Here is a 19,348-nt window from a genome sequence, read left to right as displayed (position 1 = left end):
CTTTTTTAAGTTAAGCCTATAAAAAAAGTGCGGTCAAAATTAACCGCACTTTTGATTTCTAAACATTATTCGCCACGTTTTAGCATGCCTTGTTTTTTCAAATTCACCAGAATAATTGAAATCGCTGCAGGGGTAATACCTGAAATTCGGCTCGCTTGGCCAATTGAAACCGGGCGATGCTGTTCCAACTTCGCACGTACTTCATTAGATAAACCAGATACTTTGCTGTAATCAAAGTTAGCCGGGATAGCTGTATTTTCGTGGCGTTTTTGTTTTTCAATTTCTTCTTGTTGATGCTCAATATAACCTTGATACTTAATGGCAATTTCCACTTGTTCTACGGCTTCTCGGTCTTCCATTGCCGGTTTGTATGGTGTTAAAGAAGTTAAAATATCGTAGGTCATTTCTGGACGACGCAATAAATCTTCACCGCTGGCTTCACGCACAAGTGGGCTGCCAAGCACTTTATTGGCTTCTTCTAAATATTCAGAACGCGGATGCAACCAAATACTGCGTAAACGTTGGCGTTCCTGTTCAATATTTTCCATTTTTTGATTAAAGCGTGCCCAGCGAGCCTCATCAATCAAACCTAATTCATGGGCAATTGGCGTTAAACGAATGTCCGCATTGTCTTCACGTAATAACAAACGATATTCAGCACGAGAAGTGAATACGCGATACGGTTCTTTGGTACCAAGCGTGCAAAGGTCATCAACCAATACGCCAGTATAAGATTGATCGCGACGTGGATACCATGCCTCTTTTTCTTGTACATAAAGACCTGCATTAATCCCCGCCAATAAGCCTTGTGCCGCTGCTTCTTCATAACCGGTTGTACCGTTAATTTGACCCGCAAAAAATAAGCCAGAAATTGATTTAGTTTCTAACGTTGGTTTTAAGTCACGTGGATCAAAATAATCATATTCAATCGCATAACCTGGTTTGATGATGCGAGCTTTTTCCAAACCTTTCATGGAATTAACAATGCCCATTTGCACGTCAAACGGCAAACTGGTAGAGATCCCGTTTGGATACACTTCGTTACTGGTTAAGCCTTCCGGTTCCAAATAAATTTGATGTGAATTACGATCTGCAAAACGCATCACTTTATCTTCAATAGATGGGCAATAACGCGGACCGATCCCTTCAATTACACCGGTATACATTGGACTGCGATCCAAGTTATTACGGATCACTTCATGGGTTTGTTCATTAGTATGGGTGATATAACAAGGAATTTGTTTAGGGTGATCATCAACTGATCCCATAAAAGAGAATACAGGCAACACCGCATCACCATGCTGTTTAGCCAATATATCAAAATTGATCGTGCGTGCATCAATACGCGGTGGTGTACCCGTTTTTAAACGATCAACGCGTAAATTTAGATCACGTAAACGATGAGAAAGTGTAACAGATGCCGGATCACCAGCTCGGCCGCCTTCATAATGTTCTAAACCAATATGGATCTTACCCGCTAAGAAAGTACCGGCAGTTAAAATAACCGATTTAGCACGGAATTTAAGTCCCATTTTGGTTTCCACACCACAAACGCGATCTTGCTCAATTAAAATATCGGTTACTTCTTGTTGGAAAATATCTAAATTCTGTTGATTTTCTAGTGCGATGCGTACGGCTTGGCGATATAACACGCGGTCAGCTTGAGCACGAGTTGCACGTACAGCAGGCCCTTTACTGCTGTTTAAAGTACGAAATTGAATCCCCGCCTTATCTGCAGCATGCGCCATTAAGCCCCCCATCGCATCCACTTCTTTCACTAAATGGCCTTTACCAATACCACCAATAGCGGGGTTACATGACATTTGTCCAAGGGTATCAACGTTATGTGTTAATAACAGGGTTTTTAATCCCATGCGTGCTGGTGCCAATGCGGCTTCTGTCCCAGCATGACCGCCACCAACAACGATCACATCATAATTTTCGGTGTAAAACATATCTCTCTCTTCGTTTTCAATTTGATCTTCGATCTAAAAATAGGCGCTATTCTACTGAAAATTCCGTGTGCTTGAAAGCAAGAATTCAATCTGTGATGAGAGAAGATCGAGAGATAATAAAGATAAGATCTATTTATATATAAAGATCTTATTATTGTTACTATTAGGATCCTTTTACGCTGTGAATAAGATCCTTTTCCTTTTTTAAATGAAGACGTTAGATCATTTTAGACTGTGTTGAAATGTCATCAGTTTGACGTTTTTTTCTTGTGGATAACCTTCAATTTTATCCACAGTTAAAACAACCCTTATATTTATTCAGTGGAAAAGAACATTTTTTTGACAGGTTTTATTAAAGTTATCCACAGGTGATTTTTTTGGATATGGATAAATAAAAAGCGATAAACTCAAATTATCGCTTTATTATGACTAAAGTGCATTTATAAATTGTGGCAGCCAATCTTCCGCAAATTGTTCTTGATCATCAACATGCAAGACATCTATTTTTAAACTCTCACAGATTTTGACCGCACTTTTTTTACTTAATTGTGTTTCGACTTTATTTACGGCATGACAGAATGTATCGTAATCTGAATTACCTAAGCCTACAACGGCAAAGCGGAGGGAAGATAAATCTTTATCTGATGCCGCAATTTGTTCAAAGAGTGGTTTCAAATTATCAGGCAATTCACCTGCACCATGTGTAGAAGTGACAATCAACCAAATATTTTCATCAATCACCTCATCAAGTTCTGGTCCGTGGAAAAGTGCGGTCGAAAAACCTTGCGTTTTTAACACCTCTTCTAAATGTTCCGCCACATATTCAGCGCTGCCTAATGTGCTGCCTGAAATCACGCAAATATTCATATTGTTTCCTAATAAGAAAAAAGGCTTAGATTTTCTAAGCCTTTATAGTCATTATACGTTGTCGAATTTACCCAACAATGAACGAATATGTTCTTGCCAGTTGCGGTGCTCATTTTTAAGTTGCTCATTTTCATTTCGCAAGGCTTCTACTGATTGTTGAGATTGATTTTTTTGTTCTTTTAACTCTTCTACTTCAAGTTGAAGTAATTGAATCGTTTCTACTGCTTGTTTAATTTTTTCTTCAAGCTGATCTAAAATTTCTAAAGACATAGTGATTTCCTTTTTTAAAATAGTCCGAAATGGCTTTATTCTACCCACTTAATCTTATTTTTAAAAGCCTATTGTCAAAAATTATTATGCAAACGTTTGCTTGGTGATAAAATAACGAGACTTTTTGCATTGGGGGAAAAAATGAATCGTGCATTAGCTATTGAATTTTCAAGAGTAACCGAAGCGGCAGCATTGGCTGCTTACACTTGGCTTGGTCGTGGTAATAAAAATGCGGCGGATGATGCAGCAGTCAAAGCCATGCGTTATATGCTGAATTTAATCCATATGGACGGTGAAATTGTGATTGGTGAAGGAGAAATTGACGAAGCACCAATGCTTTATATTGGCGAAAAAGTGGGATCAGGTAATGGTGAGCTCGTTTCTATTGCGGTTGATCCGATTGATGGCACAAGAATGACTGCAATGGGCCAATCAAATGCCATTTCAGTATTGGCAGCTGGTGGTAAACGTACCTTCTTAAAAGCGCCTGATATGTATATGGAAAAATTAGTCGTCGGTCCTGAAGTAAAAGGCATGATTGATTTAAGTTTACCGATTGAACAAAATCTTCGTCGAGTGGCTTCTCGTTTAGGTAAATCCTTATCGGATTTAACGGTGATGGTGCTCGCTAAACCACGTCATGATGAAGTGATTAAACAAATGCATAATTTAGGTATTCGTGTGATGGCCATTCCAGATGGTGATGTGGCGGCTTCAGTTTTATGTTGTTTACCGGATGCTGAAGTGGATATGGTTTATGGTATTGGTGGTGCACCTGAAGGCGTGGCTGCTGCTGCCGCAATTCGTGCATTAGGTGGAGATATGCAAGCTCGTCTTATTCCACGTAATGAAGTGAAAGGTGATATAGAAGAAAATCGTAAAATTGCCGCTGAAGAAGTTCAACGTTGTGAAGCATTAGGCGTGAAGGTTAATGAAATCTTAAAATTAGAAGATTTAGTGCGTGATGATAACCTTGTTTTTGTTGCAACGGGAATTACGCACGGTGAATTACTCAAAGGGATTTCTCGCCGTGGTAACTTGGCAACTACAGAAACCTTATTAATTCGTGGTAAATCACGCACCATTCGTAAAATCCAATCCATCCATTATCTCGATAGAAAAGATGCTGAAATCTATGAGATTTTAAGAAATTAGTGAAAATAAAAGAGCGGTCATAAAAAATAATGAATTTTTTGACCGCTCTTTTTTATTTCTTACAGCATTTTCTTCAATTGATACAGATAAGCTAAGGCTTGTTTTGGACTTAATTCATCTGGATCAAGTTGCTCAATGGCTTCGCGTAAAGCATCCGGTTCTGCTTCAAAAGCCAATTCACCTTGATGTTGATTTAACGCTCTTAAATGTTGAATTTGTTGATCACCATTTTGTGCCGATAATTTTTCTAACTGATGTAATTTTTGCTTCGCCAGTTTAATGACAGATTGAGGCACACCAGCCAGCGCTGCAACAGCAAGACCATAACTTTTACTTGCCGCACCGTCTTGAACCGCGTGCATAAAGGCGATGGTATTGTTATGTTCTAATGCATCTAAATGAATATTGGCAATGCCTTCAATTTGTTCTGGCAGCGCGGTGAGTTCAAAATAATGGGTCGCAAATAACGTAAGTGAACGGGTTTTCTTCGCCAACCATTCAGCACAAGCCCAAGCTAAAGAAAGTCCATCATAAGTAGACGTCCCGCGTCCGATTTCATCAATAAGAACTAAACTTTGTGAAGTGGCTTGATGAAGAATATTCGCCATTTCGGTCATTTCTACCATAAATGTAGAACGGCCAGATGCTAAATCATCAGAGGCACCAATTCGAGTAAAAATACGATCAATTTGCCCGATAACCGCACTATCAGCCGGCACAAAACTGCCTATATACGCCATTAATGTAATTAAAGCTGTTTGACGCATATAGGTACTTTTACCGCCCATATTTGGTCCGGTAATAATTAATAAATGGCGTTGCTGATTGAGATTAACAGGGTTAGCAATAAAGGGGTCTTTTAAGACTTGTTCCACCACAGGATGACGACCATTTTCAATTTTTACGCCAATTTCATCGCTAAATTGTGGTGCAACATAATTTAAAGTTTCTGCCCGTTCTGCGAGGTTAACTAACACATCCAATTCAGATAATGTCAAGCTAGCTAACTGCAATTGACCTAAATGTGGCAATAATAAATCAAATAATTCATCATAAAGTTGCTTTTCTAAAGCAAGTGCCGCCCCTTTTGATTTTAAAACCTTATCTTCATATTCTTTTAATTCAGGAATAATGTAGCGTTCGGCATTTTTTAAGGTTTGACGACGAACATAATGAATAGGTGCTTTATGAGCTTGCCCTTGGCTGATTTGAATGTAATAACCATGCACCGCATTAAAGCCAATTTTTAAGGTATCAATGCCCGTGCTTTCTCGTTCGCGTTGTTCTAAATTTTCTAAATATTTCGTAGCACCAGCGGAAAGGGTTCGCCATTCATCTAATTCTGCATTATAGCCTTCAGCAATAACCCCACCATCGCGAATTAATAATGGAGGGGTTTCAATAATTGCTTTTTGAAGTAACTTAATTTGCGCGGAAAAATCATCAATTTGCGCGGAAAGTGCGGTCAAATTTGACGATGTTTTTGTCTGAATCAGTGATTTTATCGGTTCAATTTGTTCTAATGCGGTACGTAAACGCGTGAGATCACGAGGACGTGCAGAACGCAGTGCTACACGGGCAAGAATCCGTTCCATATCGCCCACTTGTTGCAAATAAGGCTGCAATTCGTGATACAAATCTTGCTCAATAATTTCACCAATCGTTTTTTGGCGTTTTAATAGAATGTTTGTTTGACGGATAGGTTGATGAATCCAACGTTTTAACAAACGGCTGCCCATTGGCGTAACACATTTATCTAATACTGAAGAAAGCGTATTTTCTGTGCCACCTGCAAGATTTTGAGTGAGTTCTAAATTTCGGCGTGTTGCAGCATCTAATTGAATATTATCGTTATTTTGAATGACACTGATGCTTTGAATGTGTGGCAGAGAAGCACGTTGTGTTTCTTTTGCATATTGCAATAAACAGCCTGCTGCTGCCAAGCCAAGAGGTGATTTTTCTACACCAAATGCACGTAAATCTTTTGTACCAAATTGACGATTAAGTTCGGAAATCGCCGTACTAAGTTCAAATTCCCAAATTGGACGACGGCGTAGTCCTTTATAATGTTCAATAATTGCCATTTCGGCAAAATCTTCACAATAAAGTAATTCTACGGGATTAATACGCTGTAATTCAGCTTGCAAGGCTTCTTTTGAATGAGGTTCACAAAGTTGGAAGCGTCCCGATGTCATGTCCAATGTGGCTAAACCAAATTTTTCTTTTTCCTGATAAACCGCCACAATTAAGTTATCTTGGCGTTCTGGTAAAAGCGCTTCATCACTCACTGTACCTGGTGTCACAATTCGTACAATTTTGCGCTCAACCGGCCCTTTTGATGTGGCGGGATCGCCCACTTGTTCACAAATGGCTACAGGTTCACCTAATTGCACTAATTTTGCTAAATAGCCTTCTACCGCATGATAAGGCACGCCTGCCATGGGAATGGGATTACCTGCTGATTGCCCACGTTTCGTTAAAGAAATATCTAACAACGCTGCCGCTTTTTTTGCATCATCATAAAAAAGCTCGTAAAAATCCCCCATTCGATAAAATAACAAAATGTCAGGATTTTCTGCTTTTAACTTGAGATATTGCTGCATCATTGGCGTATGTTGTTGGAAATTCTCTTCAAAAATCATCTATTTAATCCTTTTAATATATTGATTTTAAACAATATATATAAAATTTATTGTATCTAGTAGTTTCATTAGGTTTTATGAAGACTCACTAAATCCTATACTAAAATGTAGGTTTTTTTGTAGGTTTTTATAGCTTATAGTATAATATACATATAGCAAAAAATGGAATTTATCGGAATATTTTATGAGTAATGCTATGAAAAAGCCATTAACTACGAAAACTATTGAAATGATGAAGCCTAAAGATTTTGATAAAGCTGATATTGGTGAGTATTCAGGTCTAAGGGTAACTTGTGGTAAAACTGGTATAAAAACATTTTTTTATAGATATTCTAGCCCGATAACTAAAAAGCTAACTCAAGTAAAAATAGGCTCATTTCCTCAAACTAGCCTAGCAGAGGCAAGAAAGCAGCTAAAAGAGCTAAAACATATTCGTTTAGCTGGTCGCTGTCCTGCAACCGAATTAAAAGAATTTAAAAAAGAGCAAGCTCAAAAAGAAAGCCAGAAACTCTTTTATGTCAAAGATCTTGTTGAACTTTACTTATCGCAATATATTGAAGATCACTATAGTGAAAATGGTCGTTTAATAGTTGGAGCAAGAAAACCTAAAGGGCAAGATGAAGTTAGACGAACTTTATACAATGATGTAGTCATTCCATTTGGCGATAGATTAGCCTCTTCTATGACAAGAAAAGAAATCGCCGAACATATTACAAATATCGTGAACAATCGAGGTGCAAGCGTGCAAGCAGGAAGTGTTCTTAGAGAGTGGACTGCGGCATATCGTTTTGCTATTGGACTAGATAAATTTGATGAAAATTTTGTAAACCCTGCATTATTAGCAAAAGAAACGTTAAAAATGACAACCATTAAACTCACTAATAACAAAGGAACTAGAGCATTTGATCACCGTGAATTAGGGATATTCCTAAAATGGCTGAAAACATCAAGACTAACAGAAAAAATCCAAAACGTATTTCTACTTACATTACTCACAGGCTGTCGAACAGGGGAAATTTGCGCTATTGCTTGGGATGATATTGATTTAGAAATGAAGACAATTTTTCTTCGAGAAACTAAAACTGGCACATCTCGCTATGTTCAGCTATCTAATCAAACAGTAGATCTTCTTAAAACATTTGATCGTTCAACAAAATACTTATTTCAAATGCGATTACAAGAAAAGCCTATCCAACAAAAATACCTTACCGAAAGAACTTGGATACTTAGAAAAAGTGGGGCAATGTTAGACATTGAACATTGGTCGCCACACGATCTGCGTAGAACAGTTCGAACAGGTTTGGCGAGATTGGGGTGCCCGAATGAAGTTGGCGAGGCTATTCTAGGACATTCTAAGAAAGGAATTGAAGGCACTTATAATCTACATACTTACGATAAAGAATGTAAAATTTGGTTACAAAAATGGGCTGATTACCTAGATGATTTACTAACAGAGCAAAAATAGGCAGTTCCCTGCTTATTCTTTAATTTTCTGTTATGAGTAACTGCCGTTTTCCCAATTTTGATAGCTCAGATACAATACCTTCTGTTTCAAGCTGATCCATAATGTGAGCGGCTCGACTAAAGCTAAGGTTAAATTTGCGTTGAATTGCTGATATTGAAATAGTTTGAGTTTCAATTACCCATTTACGCACAATATCAAATAAGGGATCAAGCTCAGTCTTAACTGGCGAAAATACCTCTTCAGTGAAGATATTTTCTTGATATTGAGTCTGTCCGCACAGACGCCAAAAATCGGTTATCGCAACTATTTCTTCATCACTGATAAACGCACCGTGAATACGAGTTAAATCTGGAGAGCCTGATCCAGAATATAGCATATCACCTCGCCCTAACAATGTTTCCGCGCCACGCTGATCAAGAATAGTACAAGAATCTACCGCACTTGTCACGGTAAATGCAATACGACTAGGAATATTTGCCCGAATAACACCTGTAATAACATCGCTAGCAGGGCGTTGTGTGGCGAGAATTAAGTGAATCCCCACTGCTCTTGCTTTGTGTGCAATACGCACTATACATTCTTCCGTCTGCTGACCAGATGTCAGCATTAGATTGGCAAATTCATCAATAACGATCACAATATAAGGTAATGGACTAAATGTATCTTTAGCAATACCTTCCGCATTTAAACGGCAGATTTTCTGATTATAGCTTTCGATATTGCGCACTTCCCACAATGATAAAAGCTGATAGCGGCGTTCTATTTCATCTACGCACCATTTTAAGGCTTGCACGGCTTTTTTCATATCAGTGATAACAGGTGTAATGAGGTGAGGAATATCATTATAAGGTGATAATTCAACGATCTTCGGAGCAATTAATATCAATTTAAGTTGTTTTTCATCAAATCTTGATAATAGACTGATAAGAATAGTATTAATACAGACTGATTTTCCTGCTCCTGTACCTCCCCCAATCAAAAGATGAGGTGTCTTGGCTAAATCAATTACTACAGGATTGCCCTCTGGATTTACACCTAAAGCGATCGGTAACTTATCATTGCTATTAATAAAAACCTCGGAACCAATCACCTCTTTAAGTGAAATTGTATGGTGATTATTATGTGGAATTTCCAAAGATAGTATGCCAAATTCACTCGGAATCATTCTTACTGCACGAACATTCAATATTTTAGCCCATTTTGTCGGATCAGAAATTTGATTGATACTTTCCTTTTCTAAGCGATCAAATTCTAATTTGATATAGTAAGTTATTACCACCGGGCCAATAGAGTAGCTAATATTTGCATTTGTGATTCCAAACATAGATAACGCTTTCTTCATATCTGGCAATTTCACATTATAATGTCTATCCAATAAATCTGTCGGAAATAACAAATTATCTGAAAACATAAAAACCTCTGGGTTATTAATTAAAAGTCAAGATCGCTTTCATCAGGATCAACTTGATTGATATAGATCATTCGTTCAGCAATTCTATTGACTAATACACCATCAATCTTTTCTGTATAAGGATCATAAACTACTCCCTCAAAGTACCAATTTTCACCATCATTTATTATTTCTAACAACATTGATTCTTCTGTAACATTAGGTTTATTTGATCTTAGCTCTACTGAACAAGGATAAGTGAGCATATCTACTATGCCTTTAAACCAAACATAAGTATTAGGCTTTCCCTCTTGTTCATATTCAAACTTAATACTTAATTCTTTAGATTCACTTTCATACTTAATCCAGCAAGGTAGTGGTTCCCCCCATTCGGATTTATTACTACTATCTGAATATTCCATATATTCAGCAGTAATATTAAAATCATCTAATTGCATAGCTGGTTATTCCTCTTCATCTGAAACAATTTTAAGATCACCTAAATGCCAGTTTTCACCATCCCAAGAAATGACACTGTGCATACCTTGCTGAGCTACGTGAACATTTTTTCTTCTAAGTTCTTTATCTTTTGTAAACCAATAGTTGATTACTGTCATTGGTCGTGGTTTCAAAATACGATTTTTCTCATTTAATGGAGCTTGTAAATAATAGGTAAGTAAGCGCTCAGGCTCTTTCAAATAGGCTAAATAAGCTCCATTCATATGAGGGTAAGGTGTAGATTCAATAATCCCTAACCAAACCTCTCGCTCACTATCAATTTTCCAGTGTTTATGATGAGTTTTAAATCGGGATGCATAGGACTGTTCCGAAATACCGCAGTATTGAATTTGGCTCTCAGTCTCATCTTTTTGTTTTCCTGTAAACAAATAGAGCCCGCTCTCTTTTCCCCAATCTGATTCAATCACTTCAGAAAGCTCAAAAGGTCCATACCAATGAATAAGTGTAAAAGAATGCTTCATAACAAAATCCTTAAATAGGTGATATTCGTAAAATATACTATAACCGATATTTTTAAAGGAGTAAAACAGCTACAAAATAGCTATAAAAGATGATTTTAAGGCTAGATAATGTCGAAACTTTCAGTAACAGAAACCGATAGATTGATAGGAAAGCGGATTCAGCAAAAGCGTAAAGAGCTTGGATTAAGTGCCTCCGTGCTATCGGAGCAAATTGGCATCGCACAACAGCAACTTTCTCGTTATGAGCGAGGTGAAAATAAGATTAATGTTGCACATCTAGTCGAAATTGCCGCAGCATTGAATACCGAAATTAGCTGGTTTTTTATAGATTGCATATCAGATCAAAAAATTAATGATAAACAGAAATTTATTCCTGTTTCAGAAGATCGTATTAGAAATAGACTTTATGCTCATTTAGATAGGTTAAGTGCGGACAAAAAACGTGGTCTTTTAGTCTTCCTTGAGACTATTTTGTAGATGCTAAAAAATATGTTAAAATATTGATATATAAACATATTTTTATTTTTCATGAAAGCATTGCAACAGGGGGAATTAGACTGTTTATGCGGAATTTATAGCATAGTAAATGCAGTCTATTTCGTATCAAATAAGAAAATTAAGCGAAAACCATTATTTCACGAGCTACTTTTAGCTTATATGAATAACTGGGGTATTTATGATCTACTCACGAGTGGATTGGATCTTCACCAAATGAAGTATTTATTAAATCATACCGCTAAAATACATAAGCAAATAAGAATAGACTACCCTAACATAAGAAGACACTCAAAAATTCCCTTACTTATATCTTCTCATCTAGAAAGCCAATCTAACTCAATAGTATTATTCTCGACTAACTATCATTGGAGTTTGATAAAAAGTTACGATAACGAAAAATTAGTTCTTTTTGATAGTTGTGGTACAAATAGCGTAAAAATCTCTGAAATTTTACCTAGTTCACTATTTTTTATCTCTTTCATCCCTAAAGAATAAATAAGCAAGTAGGATTTCTCGATTCCATTTCTCTTTTTTCAGGGGAACATTTTTATCTAACAACTTAAGTAATTTATCTAAAGTCATATTTTCCTCACCTGCATATCTATAGATTTGACGCAATATTCTTAATTTTTCTTTTCTTGCGTGAATATAAATATAATAAGTAATAGCTAAAGATTTTACTTCCGCTTGTCTTATCTTTTCTCCTACTATTTCAAAGGCTTTTGCTATCTTCATCTGTCTTCTTGATATTTTTTCATCAATATCCTCATAAGTATGGAATGTAACCGTCTTGGGAAAGCGTTCCTTGATTGATTTCCTTCTACGCTGTTGCTCTTCACAATTTCTCTTTTGCTTTCTTGTTTGTCCAATAAAATTCGTACTCACTTTTCTTCCTTAAATCAACTGACAGTCAGTTATTTTAGGCTATTTATAACTGACTGTCAGCCAGTTTAAGAGCTAAAAATAGCTAAATATTCACTTCTGTAAAGGAAACCTCGCAAAGGGTAATTCCGCCTTTTGGTAATAAATGAGGTTTTTATGAAACTAATCAAACTAAGCCAAGTAATGGCAAAAACAACGTTATCCAAATCAACTATATACCGACTAATCAAAACATCTGATTTTCCACTACCAAAGAAATTGTCATTGAGAGCTGTTGCGTGGTTAGAAACGGAAATTGATGAATGGATTGTAAATAGAGGATGTGCATGTAATTCAAGTTCCAATCACTCTATTAGCACGTTACAAGCATATTTATTAAATAATACAACAACTCAATAGGAAATTAGCTATGAAAAATACCATTCTTGTAAACAGAAATGCTATTTATAGAAAGAATAACTTTATCTGTGTAGGTACTTTCAAAAAATACCCTATTTATATGGGAATTGATAAGCTATCTTTTGTATCAAAAATAATACCAGCTGAAGAATTCTGGGGTGTATACAAAAAATTTGATAAGTTAAAGCAGGTTAGATCTGGAAAATATGAGATATGTAGTATAAAAGTTAAACATTACCGCTGTGGTATAAAAATTACTTCGATGAAAAATCCTGATTTTTATCTGCTATTATCTTACGATTTCCCAAGAAAACTTAATGAGCCTAGAGTTAGATTTGAGTTATCTCCACAATATGCAAAAAATAGAGACATACCTAATGTGATCAAATGGCTGAAGAAACATATTGGGGTAGAGGTTATTGATATGCTGTTACAAACTAGTAGAGTAACTCGAATCGATCTTACCCTTGATGTACACAGCAAGCGATTTCTAAGAAATTATTACTTCTCTATTCCTAATGCTAGAACAGGGCGGAATTTCTTAGGTAACGAAGATGATTGTAAGAACAATTATGCTATTGGTTCTCAACGTTCTAGTTCTTACCTTTTAGTATATGAGAAACTAAAATTTCAAGAAGTTGAAGATGTTTACCAAAATAACCTTATAGTTAAGAGAGAACATATTAAGCGGAGCATTACTCGCTTAGAATTAAGAATAAAACCGCCATATCAACAACCACTTTTTCTATCGGAGGTTTCAATGCTAGAAAACCCATTCAGTAGAATTCTCATTTATAGAAGAAATAAAATCGCCTCTCAATTTAAGGATTTCCTTCCTTATATAAAAGAGGAGAAAAGTATTCCTCTAGCGGTTAAATCGTATCTACAAGCTAAAGTAGATGATGATACAAAGGTGAATAGAAACTTAAGACTAAAAACGAATAGATGTCTTGAAAAGTGTAAAAGTAAGTTTATACTCAACATTGATTGGTCAAAATACCCAGATATCATAGACAATTCTATTGGGTATTTCACTCAAACATCTCTGAGATAATTTGCCCCCTAAGCTATAAAAGCTACATAAGTGTAGGTTATTATGTAGCTTTTCATTTCCAAAACGCGCGAACCCTTGCAAATAAACAAACATAGCCTTATGCATCAGGCGTATGCTGCTCGAAATTATCTTGTAAATTCATGACGTTATCCAGTTTAGGTATTTAATTTTTTTGTCTAGCAAGTAGTAGTTTTACGATAGAAGTAATGTGTTATTTTGAGCTGATTTTAATTTTCTACATCCACACTCAGTACTTCATCTTCTGTTTTTAATAGTGTATAGACATCTTTTAGCATTTCATTATCAATATTGTAGCATCGGACTTGCAAGCGAACCTCGCCACTCGCTTGGTCTTTTACTGAGATATTTTCAATGCGGTAATCATGTTTCAATAATAAATCTGTTACTTTACTGATACCGTTAGCAGAACTCAGTTGAATAGCTAAACGAGTACGTTTTTTATAGGTTTTACGACGAACATAACGCTGCACAATCGGGCTGATACGGATAGCGATTAAAATCATTAAAGTGGCAATAATCGCATCAAAAATAAAGCCTGCACCTGTTGCCACACCGATAGCCGCTGCTGCCCAAATAATGGCAGCTGTGGTTAAGCCTGAAATCGCATCATTTTTCTTGTGCAAAATTACCCCTGCACCTAAGAAACCGATGCCACTGATTACTTGTGCGGCAAGTCGCATGGGGTCAGTTCGGATATTATCTGAAACTTGCGCATAATGTTCTGCGGCTTGAATGGAGACAATCGTCAGTACACAAGTCGTCACCGCAATAATGGCACAGGTTTTGACCCCAACCGGTTTGTGTTTAAGTTCACGTTCTAAGCCAATAATCCCACCAAGTACAAGGCCGAGAAGCATTTTCCCTAGGATAAGTAAATAAGCCGTCTGTTCAAGAGCGGTCGAAAAAAGAGAAGAATTTTCCATGTTAATAATGAATATGAGTAAATTAAAAAAACGGGCGTTATTCTACCTGAAAAAAGGACTTTAATGGGCAAATTTACAATCTATTTACCTTTAATTTATCGCCTTTCGCCTTGAAATTGAGTAAAATCCGAAGTTTTGAAAGATGATGATAGCTGAGAATAAATTTATGCAAAAATCAACGCCAAATATTGGCTTTGTAAGTTTAGGTTGTCCTAAAAATTTAGTAGATTCTGAACGAATTCTGACCGAATTACGTACAGATGGATATAACATTGTACCAAGTTACGAAAATGTGGACTTGGTCATTGTAAATACCTGTGGATTTATTGATAGTGCCGTGCAGGAATCCCTAGAAGCCATTGGAGAGGCGTTGGAAGAAAACGGACGCGTGATTGTGACCGGCTGTTTAGGGGCGAAAGAAGATCAAATTCGCCAAGTTCACCCGAAAGTATTGGAAGTGAGCGGTCCACACAGTTATGAAACGGTAATGGCTCAAGTACACAAGTATGTACCAAAGCCAGAGCATAATCCTTACACCAGTCTTGTTCCAAAACAAGGGGTGAAATTAACACCAAAACACTATGCTTATTTGAAAATCTCAGAAGGCTGTGATCATCGTTGTACATTCTGTATAATCCCTTCATTGCGTGGGGATTTAGAAAGCCGTTCTATTACTCAAGTATTGGATGAAGCAAAACGTCTTGCTGATGCGGGTGTGAAAGAGTTATTAGTCGTTTCACAAGATACCTCTGCTTATGCGATGGATACACAACGCAAAGAAGGTGGTGTGAAAACCGCTTTCTGGAATGGTATGCCAATTAAAAATGACTTAATGACCTTGTGTAAACAGCTTGGCAAATTAGGCATTTGGGTGCGTTTACATTACGTTTATCCTTATCCTCACGTGGATGATTTAATTCCATTAATGGCGGAAGGTTTATTGTTGCCTTATTTGGATATTCCATTACAACATGCGAGTCCAAAAATCTTAAAAGCGATGAAAAGACCAGGAAAAATTGACCGCACTTTAGAGCGTATTAAGCAATGGCGTGAGATTTGTCCAGATTTAACCCTACGCTCAACTTTCATTGTTGGCTTCCCGGGTGAAACAGAAGAAGACTTCCAAATGTTATTGGATTTCTTAAAAGAAGCACAACTTGATCGCGTGGGCTGTTTCAAATTTAGCCCAGTGGAAGGCGCACCGGCTACCGAAATGGCAGACCAAGTGCCTGAAGATATAAAAGAAGAACGTTTCCACCGCTTTATGCAGTTACAACAAGAAATTTCGGCTGAACGATTAAAACAAAAAATTGGCCAAACGCTTGATGTAATCGTGGACGAAATTGATGACGAAGGTATCATTGGTCGTACAAAAGCTGATGCACCAGAAGTTGATGGCTTAGTTTATATTGAAAATCTAAGTGGTACGCCTGTAAAAGTAGGTGAATTTATTAAAGTAACTATTACTCATTCAGATGAATATGATCTGTGGGGAACTTGCTAATTATTAATCTTATTTTATCAAAGGAATTTAAATAATGTCAGAAGTACAAAATCAACCGAGTGTTATTCGTTTTGAACAAGAAGTTGCTGCAAAAAATTATGAAGAAGCTTGTGTGGCATTGTTAGATATTTTAGGGAAAATTGATAACAATTTTGGTGGAATAGAGGGTATTGAAATTGATTATCCACATCAATTAAATGATGAATTAGGACAAGATAAAATCAAGTTCTTATGTACTCGTATTGCGGTCGCAATAAGTCAATTATTCTCTGATCCTAAATTAGATATTTCAGAAGACGGAGCTCTGCGCTTTTTTACTTTCCAGCGTTGGATTAGTATGATTTTTGCGTCATCGCCATTTTTAAATGCGGATCATGTTTTACAAACCTATAATCGAAATCCAGATAAAGCTAATTTATCCGATTTTCATTTAGATAATACAAGATCATCGTTAATTAAATTTTGTATTTTGTATTTGCCAGAGTCTAATGTAAATGTCAATTTGGATGCTTTGTGGAATTTAGATCCAGGGTTATGTGCATCGCTTTGTTTTGCACTGCAATCACCACGTTTTATTGGTACGGAACAAGCATTTTCTAAACGTAATACTCTTTTACAGTGGTTTCCGGATAAATTGGCAACACTTGAACATTTAAACAAATTGCCAAGTGCTATTTCACATGATGTGTATATGCATTGTAGCTATGATGTTTCAGAAAATAAACATTGGATAAAAAAAGCGTTAAATCAAGTTATTCGTCGTCATTTATTACTTGAAGGATGGACTGATCGTGATGTAGCTAAGCTAGGTGAATATAATGGCAAACCAGTTATGGTGGTATTGTTAGAGCATTTCCATTCATCTCATTCTATTTATCGAACACATTCAACTTCATTAATTGCAGCTCGTGATCATTTTCACTTAATTGGAGTAGGTAGCGATGCAGTGGATGATGCAGGTAGAACCGTATTTGATGAATTCTATTTGTTAGATGGAAGTTCTATTTTTGACAAATTAAATAAATTAAAATCTATTTGTGAGAAAAATGGCGCAGCTGTTCTTTATATGCCAAGTATAGGTATGGATTTAACCACTATCTTTGCAAGTAATACCCGTCTTGCACCGGTTCAGGTGATTGCTTTAGGCCATCCAGCTACGACACATTCTGATTTTATTGAATATGTGATTGTAGAGGATGATTATGTTGGTTCTGAAAAATGTTTTAGCGAACAGTTATTACGTTTACCAAAAGATGCCTTACCTTATGTGCCTTCAGCGCTTGCTCCACAAAGCGTAGAATATCATTTACGTGAAAATCCGGAAGTGGTAAACATTGGTGTGGCTTCCACTACAATGAAACTTAATCCATATTTCTTATCAGCATTAAGAGCTATTCGTGATCGTGCTAATGTGAAGGTGCATTTTCATTTTGCATTAGGCCAATCTATGGGTGTAACTCATCCTTATATAGAGCGTTTTATTAAATCTTACTTAGGCAGCGATGCAACAGCTCATCCACATGCACCTTATGATCAATATCTTCGTATTTTGCATAACTGCGATATGATGGTAAATCCATTCCCATTCGGTAACACGAATGGCATTATTGATATGGTGACATTAGGTTTAGTGGGCGTATGTAAAACGGGTGCAGAAGTCCACGAGCATATCGATGAAGGCTTATTCAAACGTTTAGGTTTACCGGAATGGTTAATTGCAAATACGGTAGATGAATATATTGAACGGGCAATTCGTTTAGCAGAAAACCATCAAGAACGTTTAGAACTTCGCCGTCATATCATTGAAAATAACGGCTTACAAACCTTATTTACAGGTGATCCAAGCCCAATGGGTAAAGTATTACTTGAAAAATTTGAGGAATGGAAAACGGCAAATTTAGCTGAAAAGCCAAAGAAAAAATCAACTAAATCCGCAACGACAAAAGAGAAGGCAACAAAGTCTACCACAACAAAGAAAAGTGCGGTCAAATCTGAAGGTAAATCTGAGCCGAAAAAAACGGTAAAGAAAACCACGAAAAAAGCAGATAAATAATCAATAAATCCCCGAAAGGGGATTTTTTATTGAGAAAAATTAAACAAAGCCTCATTTTTTCTAAAAAAACTTGATTTTGTGGCGTAAAGCCTGTAATTAATAGACCTATTCAACACAACATAGAATAAGGAAAAACTCATGAAAAACGTCGGTTTTATCGGTTGGCGCGGAATGGTCGGTTCCGTATTAATGGATCGTATGGTGCAAGAGCAAGATTTTGCCAATATTAATCCAGTTTTCTTCACCACTTCTCAAGCAGGTCAGAAAGCCCCTGTGTTTGCAGGAAAAGAGGCAGGTGAGCTTAAAAATGCATTCGACATTGATGAACTCAAAAAATTAGACATTATCGTGACCTGCCAAGGTGGCGACTACACCAATGAAGTCTATCCAAAATTAAAAGCAACAGGTTGGGATGGTTATTGGGTTGATGCCGCTTCTGCGCTACGTATGAAAGATGATGCAATTATCGTGCTTGATCCGGTAAACCAACACGTGATTTCTGAAGGTTTGAAAAAAGGCATTAAAACTTTCGTGGGTGGTAACTGTACCGTGAGCTTAATGTTAATGGCTATCGGTGGTTTATTTGAAAAAGATTTAGTGGAATGGGTATCTGTCGCAACTTACCAAGCGGCTTCAGGTGCGGGCGCAAAAAATATGCGTGAATTGATTTCACAAATGGGCTTATTAGAACAAGCGGTTTCAAGCGAATTAAAAGACCCAGCTTCGTCAATTTTAGATATTGAACGTAAAGTGACAGCAGAAATGCGTTCTGATAGCTTCCCAACGGATAACTTCGGTGCAGCATTAGGGGGCAGCTTAATTCCTTGGATTGACAAACTTCTTCCAGAAACCGGACAAACTAAAGAAGAATGGAAAGGTTATGCAGAAACTAACAAAATCTTAGGTTTAAGCGACAATCCAATTCCTGTTGATGGTTTATGTGTACGTATCGGTGCATTACGTTGCCACAGCCAAGCGTTCACCATCAAACTGAAAAAAGACTTACCATTAGAAGAAATCGAACAAATTTTAGCGTCTCACAATGAATGGGTTAAAGTGATTCCAAATGACAAAGAAACCACATTACGTGAATTAACCCCAGCTAAAGTAACAGGTACATTAAGCGTACCGGTTGGTCGTTTACGTAAATTGGCAATGGGTCCGGAATACTTAGCGGCATTCACTGTAGGTGACCAATTATTATGGGGTGCTGCAGAGCCAGTTCGCCGTATCTTAAAACAATTGGTAGCATAAGTTTTACTTTCTCACTACAAAGGGCGTATTTACTAC

17 protein-coding genes are annotated in these 19,348 nt (G+C 36.8%); 8 read left to right on the top strand and 9 right to left on the bottom strand.

The features are described 5' to 3' along the window. Positions 1 to 65: 65 nt before the first annotated feature. The 3 genes from mnmG to zapB all read right to left on the bottom strand — a co-directional run bounded on the left by mnmG (position 66) and on the right by zapB (position 3,092). A complete protein-coding gene (mnmG, locus tag HMPREF3263_RS01095) occupies positions 66 to 1,955 on the bottom strand; it encodes a tRNA uridine-5-carboxymethylaminomethyl(34) synthesis enzyme MnmG (RefSeq protein WP_070852832.1) in 1,890 nt (629 codons plus the stop codon). A gap of 429 nt (positions 1,956 to 2,384) precedes the next feature. Then, positions 2,385 to 2,822 carry an FMN-binding protein MioC gene (gene mioC / locus HMPREF3263_RS01090; RefSeq protein WP_005694958.1) on the bottom strand — a complete coding sequence of 146 codons (438 nt, stop codon included), beginning with the start codon at positions 2,820 to 2,822 and terminating at the stop codon, positions 2,385 to 2,387. A 51-nt stretch (positions 2,823 to 2,873) separates the two neighbouring features. Then, positions 2,874 to 3,092 carry a cell division protein ZapB gene (zapB, locus tag HMPREF3263_RS01085; RefSeq protein ID WP_005699085.1) on the bottom strand — a complete coding sequence of 73 codons (219 nt, stop codon included), beginning with the start codon at positions 3,090 to 3,092 and terminating at the stop codon, positions 2,874 to 2,876. Between the two features lie 141 nt (positions 3,093 to 3,233). On the opposite strand from zapB, the gene glpX reads away from it, so the two are divergent. Next, positions 3,234 to 4,247, top strand: coding sequence for a class II fructose-bisphosphatase (glpX, locus tag HMPREF3263_RS01080; protein WP_070852831.1), 1,014 nt, complete (start codon positions 3,234 to 3,236; stop codon positions 4,245 to 4,247). Between the two features lie 59 nt (positions 4,248 to 4,306). On the opposite strand, the gene mutS is transcribed toward glpX, so the two are convergent. Then, on the bottom strand, positions 4,307 to 6,889 hold the full coding sequence (mutS, locus tag HMPREF3263_RS01075; protein ID WP_070852830.1) for a DNA mismatch repair protein MutS: 2,583 nt from the start codon (positions 6,887 to 6,889) through the stop codon (positions 4,307 to 4,309). Between the two features lie 184 nt (positions 6,890 to 7,073). Between mutS and HMPREF3263_RS01070 the strand changes: the two genes are divergently transcribed. Next, the gene (locus HMPREF3263_RS01070) at positions 7,074 to 8,354 is read left to right on the top strand and encodes a tyrosine-type recombinase/integrase (protein WP_005699348.1); all 1,281 of its coding nucleotides are present in this window, start codon (positions 7,074 to 7,076) and stop codon (positions 8,352 to 8,354) included. 19 nt (positions 8,355 to 8,373) lie between these two features. Here HMPREF3263_RS01070 and HMPREF3263_RS01065 read toward each other — a convergent pair whose 3' ends face one another. Genes HMPREF3263_RS01065 through HMPREF3263_RS01055 form a run of 3 tightly spaced genes read right to left on the bottom strand, consistent with a single transcriptional unit; the run spans position 8,374 to position 10,724 of the window. After that, positions 8,374 to 9,765, bottom strand: coding sequence for a DNA translocase FtsK (locus tag HMPREF3263_RS01065; protein ID WP_005699334.1), 1,392 nt, complete (start codon positions 9,763 to 9,765; stop codon positions 8,374 to 8,376). A gap of 20 nt (positions 9,766 to 9,785) precedes the next feature. Next, complete coding sequence (locus tag HMPREF3263_RS01060) at positions 9,786 to 10,202, bottom strand: hypothetical protein (protein ID WP_005699315.1); 417 nt, start codon at positions 10,200 to 10,202, stop codon at positions 9,786 to 9,788. Positions 10,203 to 10,208: 6 nt separating this feature from the next. Then, positions 10,209 to 10,724, bottom strand: a complete 516-nt coding sequence (locus HMPREF3263_RS01055; RefSeq protein WP_005699280.1) for a hypothetical protein — start codon at positions 10,722 to 10,724, stop codon at positions 10,209 to 10,211. Between the two features lie 108 nt (positions 10,725 to 10,832). Here HMPREF3263_RS01055 and HMPREF3263_RS01050 point away from each other — a divergent pair, with 108 nt between their 5' ends. After that, positions 10,833 to 11,201, top strand: a complete 369-nt coding sequence (locus HMPREF3263_RS01050; protein WP_005699313.1) for a helix-turn-helix domain-containing protein — start codon at positions 10,833 to 10,835, stop codon at positions 11,199 to 11,201. 483 nt (positions 11,202 to 11,684) lie between these two features. Here HMPREF3263_RS01050 and HMPREF3263_RS01045 read toward each other — a convergent pair whose 3' ends face one another. Further along, positions 11,685 to 12,107, bottom strand: a complete 423-nt coding sequence (locus HMPREF3263_RS01045; RefSeq protein WP_032827300.1) for a hypothetical protein — start codon at positions 12,105 to 12,107, stop codon at positions 11,685 to 11,687. A 153-nt stretch (positions 12,108 to 12,260) separates the two neighbouring features. Here HMPREF3263_RS01045 and HMPREF3263_RS01040 point away from each other — a divergent pair, with 153 nt between their 5' ends. Both HMPREF3263_RS01040 and HMPREF3263_RS01035 read left to right on the top strand, forming a co-directional pair. Then, positions 12,261 to 12,503: an AlpA family transcriptional regulator gene (locus HMPREF3263_RS01040; protein ID WP_070852829.1), complete on the top strand. Its 243-nt coding sequence runs from the start codon at positions 12,261 to 12,263 to the stop codon at positions 12,501 to 12,503. A gap of 10 nt (positions 12,504 to 12,513) precedes the next feature. After that, on the top strand, positions 12,514 to 13,557 hold the full coding sequence (locus HMPREF3263_RS01035) for a hypothetical protein (RefSeq protein ID WP_005699267.1): 1,044 nt from the start codon (positions 12,514 to 12,516) through the stop codon (positions 13,555 to 13,557). A 227-nt stretch (positions 13,558 to 13,784) separates the two neighbouring features. On the opposite strand, the gene HMPREF3263_RS01030 is transcribed toward HMPREF3263_RS01035, so the two are convergent. Next, entirely contained in the window at positions 13,785 to 14,501 is a 717-nt protein-coding gene (locus tag HMPREF3263_RS01030; protein ID WP_005697062.1) for an MgtC/SapB family protein, read from the bottom strand. A gap of 166 nt (positions 14,502 to 14,667) precedes the next feature. Here HMPREF3263_RS01030 and rimO point away from each other — a divergent pair, with 166 nt between their 5' ends. From rimO to asd, 3 genes are all read left to right on the top strand, one after another. Then, entirely contained in the window at positions 14,668 to 16,005 is a 1,338-nt protein-coding gene (rimO, locus tag HMPREF3263_RS01025; RefSeq protein ID WP_005697059.1) for a 30S ribosomal protein S12 methylthiotransferase RimO, read from the top strand. A 34-nt stretch (positions 16,006 to 16,039) separates the two neighbouring features. After that, positions 16,040 to 18,058, top strand: a complete 2,019-nt coding sequence (locus tag HMPREF3263_RS01020; protein WP_005699286.1) for a UDP-glucose:protein N-beta-glucosyltransferase — start codon at positions 16,040 to 16,042, stop codon at positions 18,056 to 18,058. Between the two features lie 138 nt (positions 18,059 to 18,196). Next, entirely contained in the window at positions 18,197 to 19,312 is a 1,116-nt protein-coding gene (asd, locus tag HMPREF3263_RS01015) for an aspartate-semialdehyde dehydrogenase (protein ID WP_005699320.1), read from the top strand. Positions 19,313 to 19,348 lie beyond the last annotated feature (36 nt).

Source organism: Haemophilus sp. HMSC61B11, assembly GCF_001838615.1.
In the GTDB taxonomy this organism is placed as follows: domain Bacteria; phylum Pseudomonadota; class Gammaproteobacteria; order Enterobacterales; family Pasteurellaceae; genus Haemophilus_D; species Haemophilus_D parainfluenzae_AD.
This window is presented reverse-complemented; position numbering and strand designations above follow the sequence as displayed.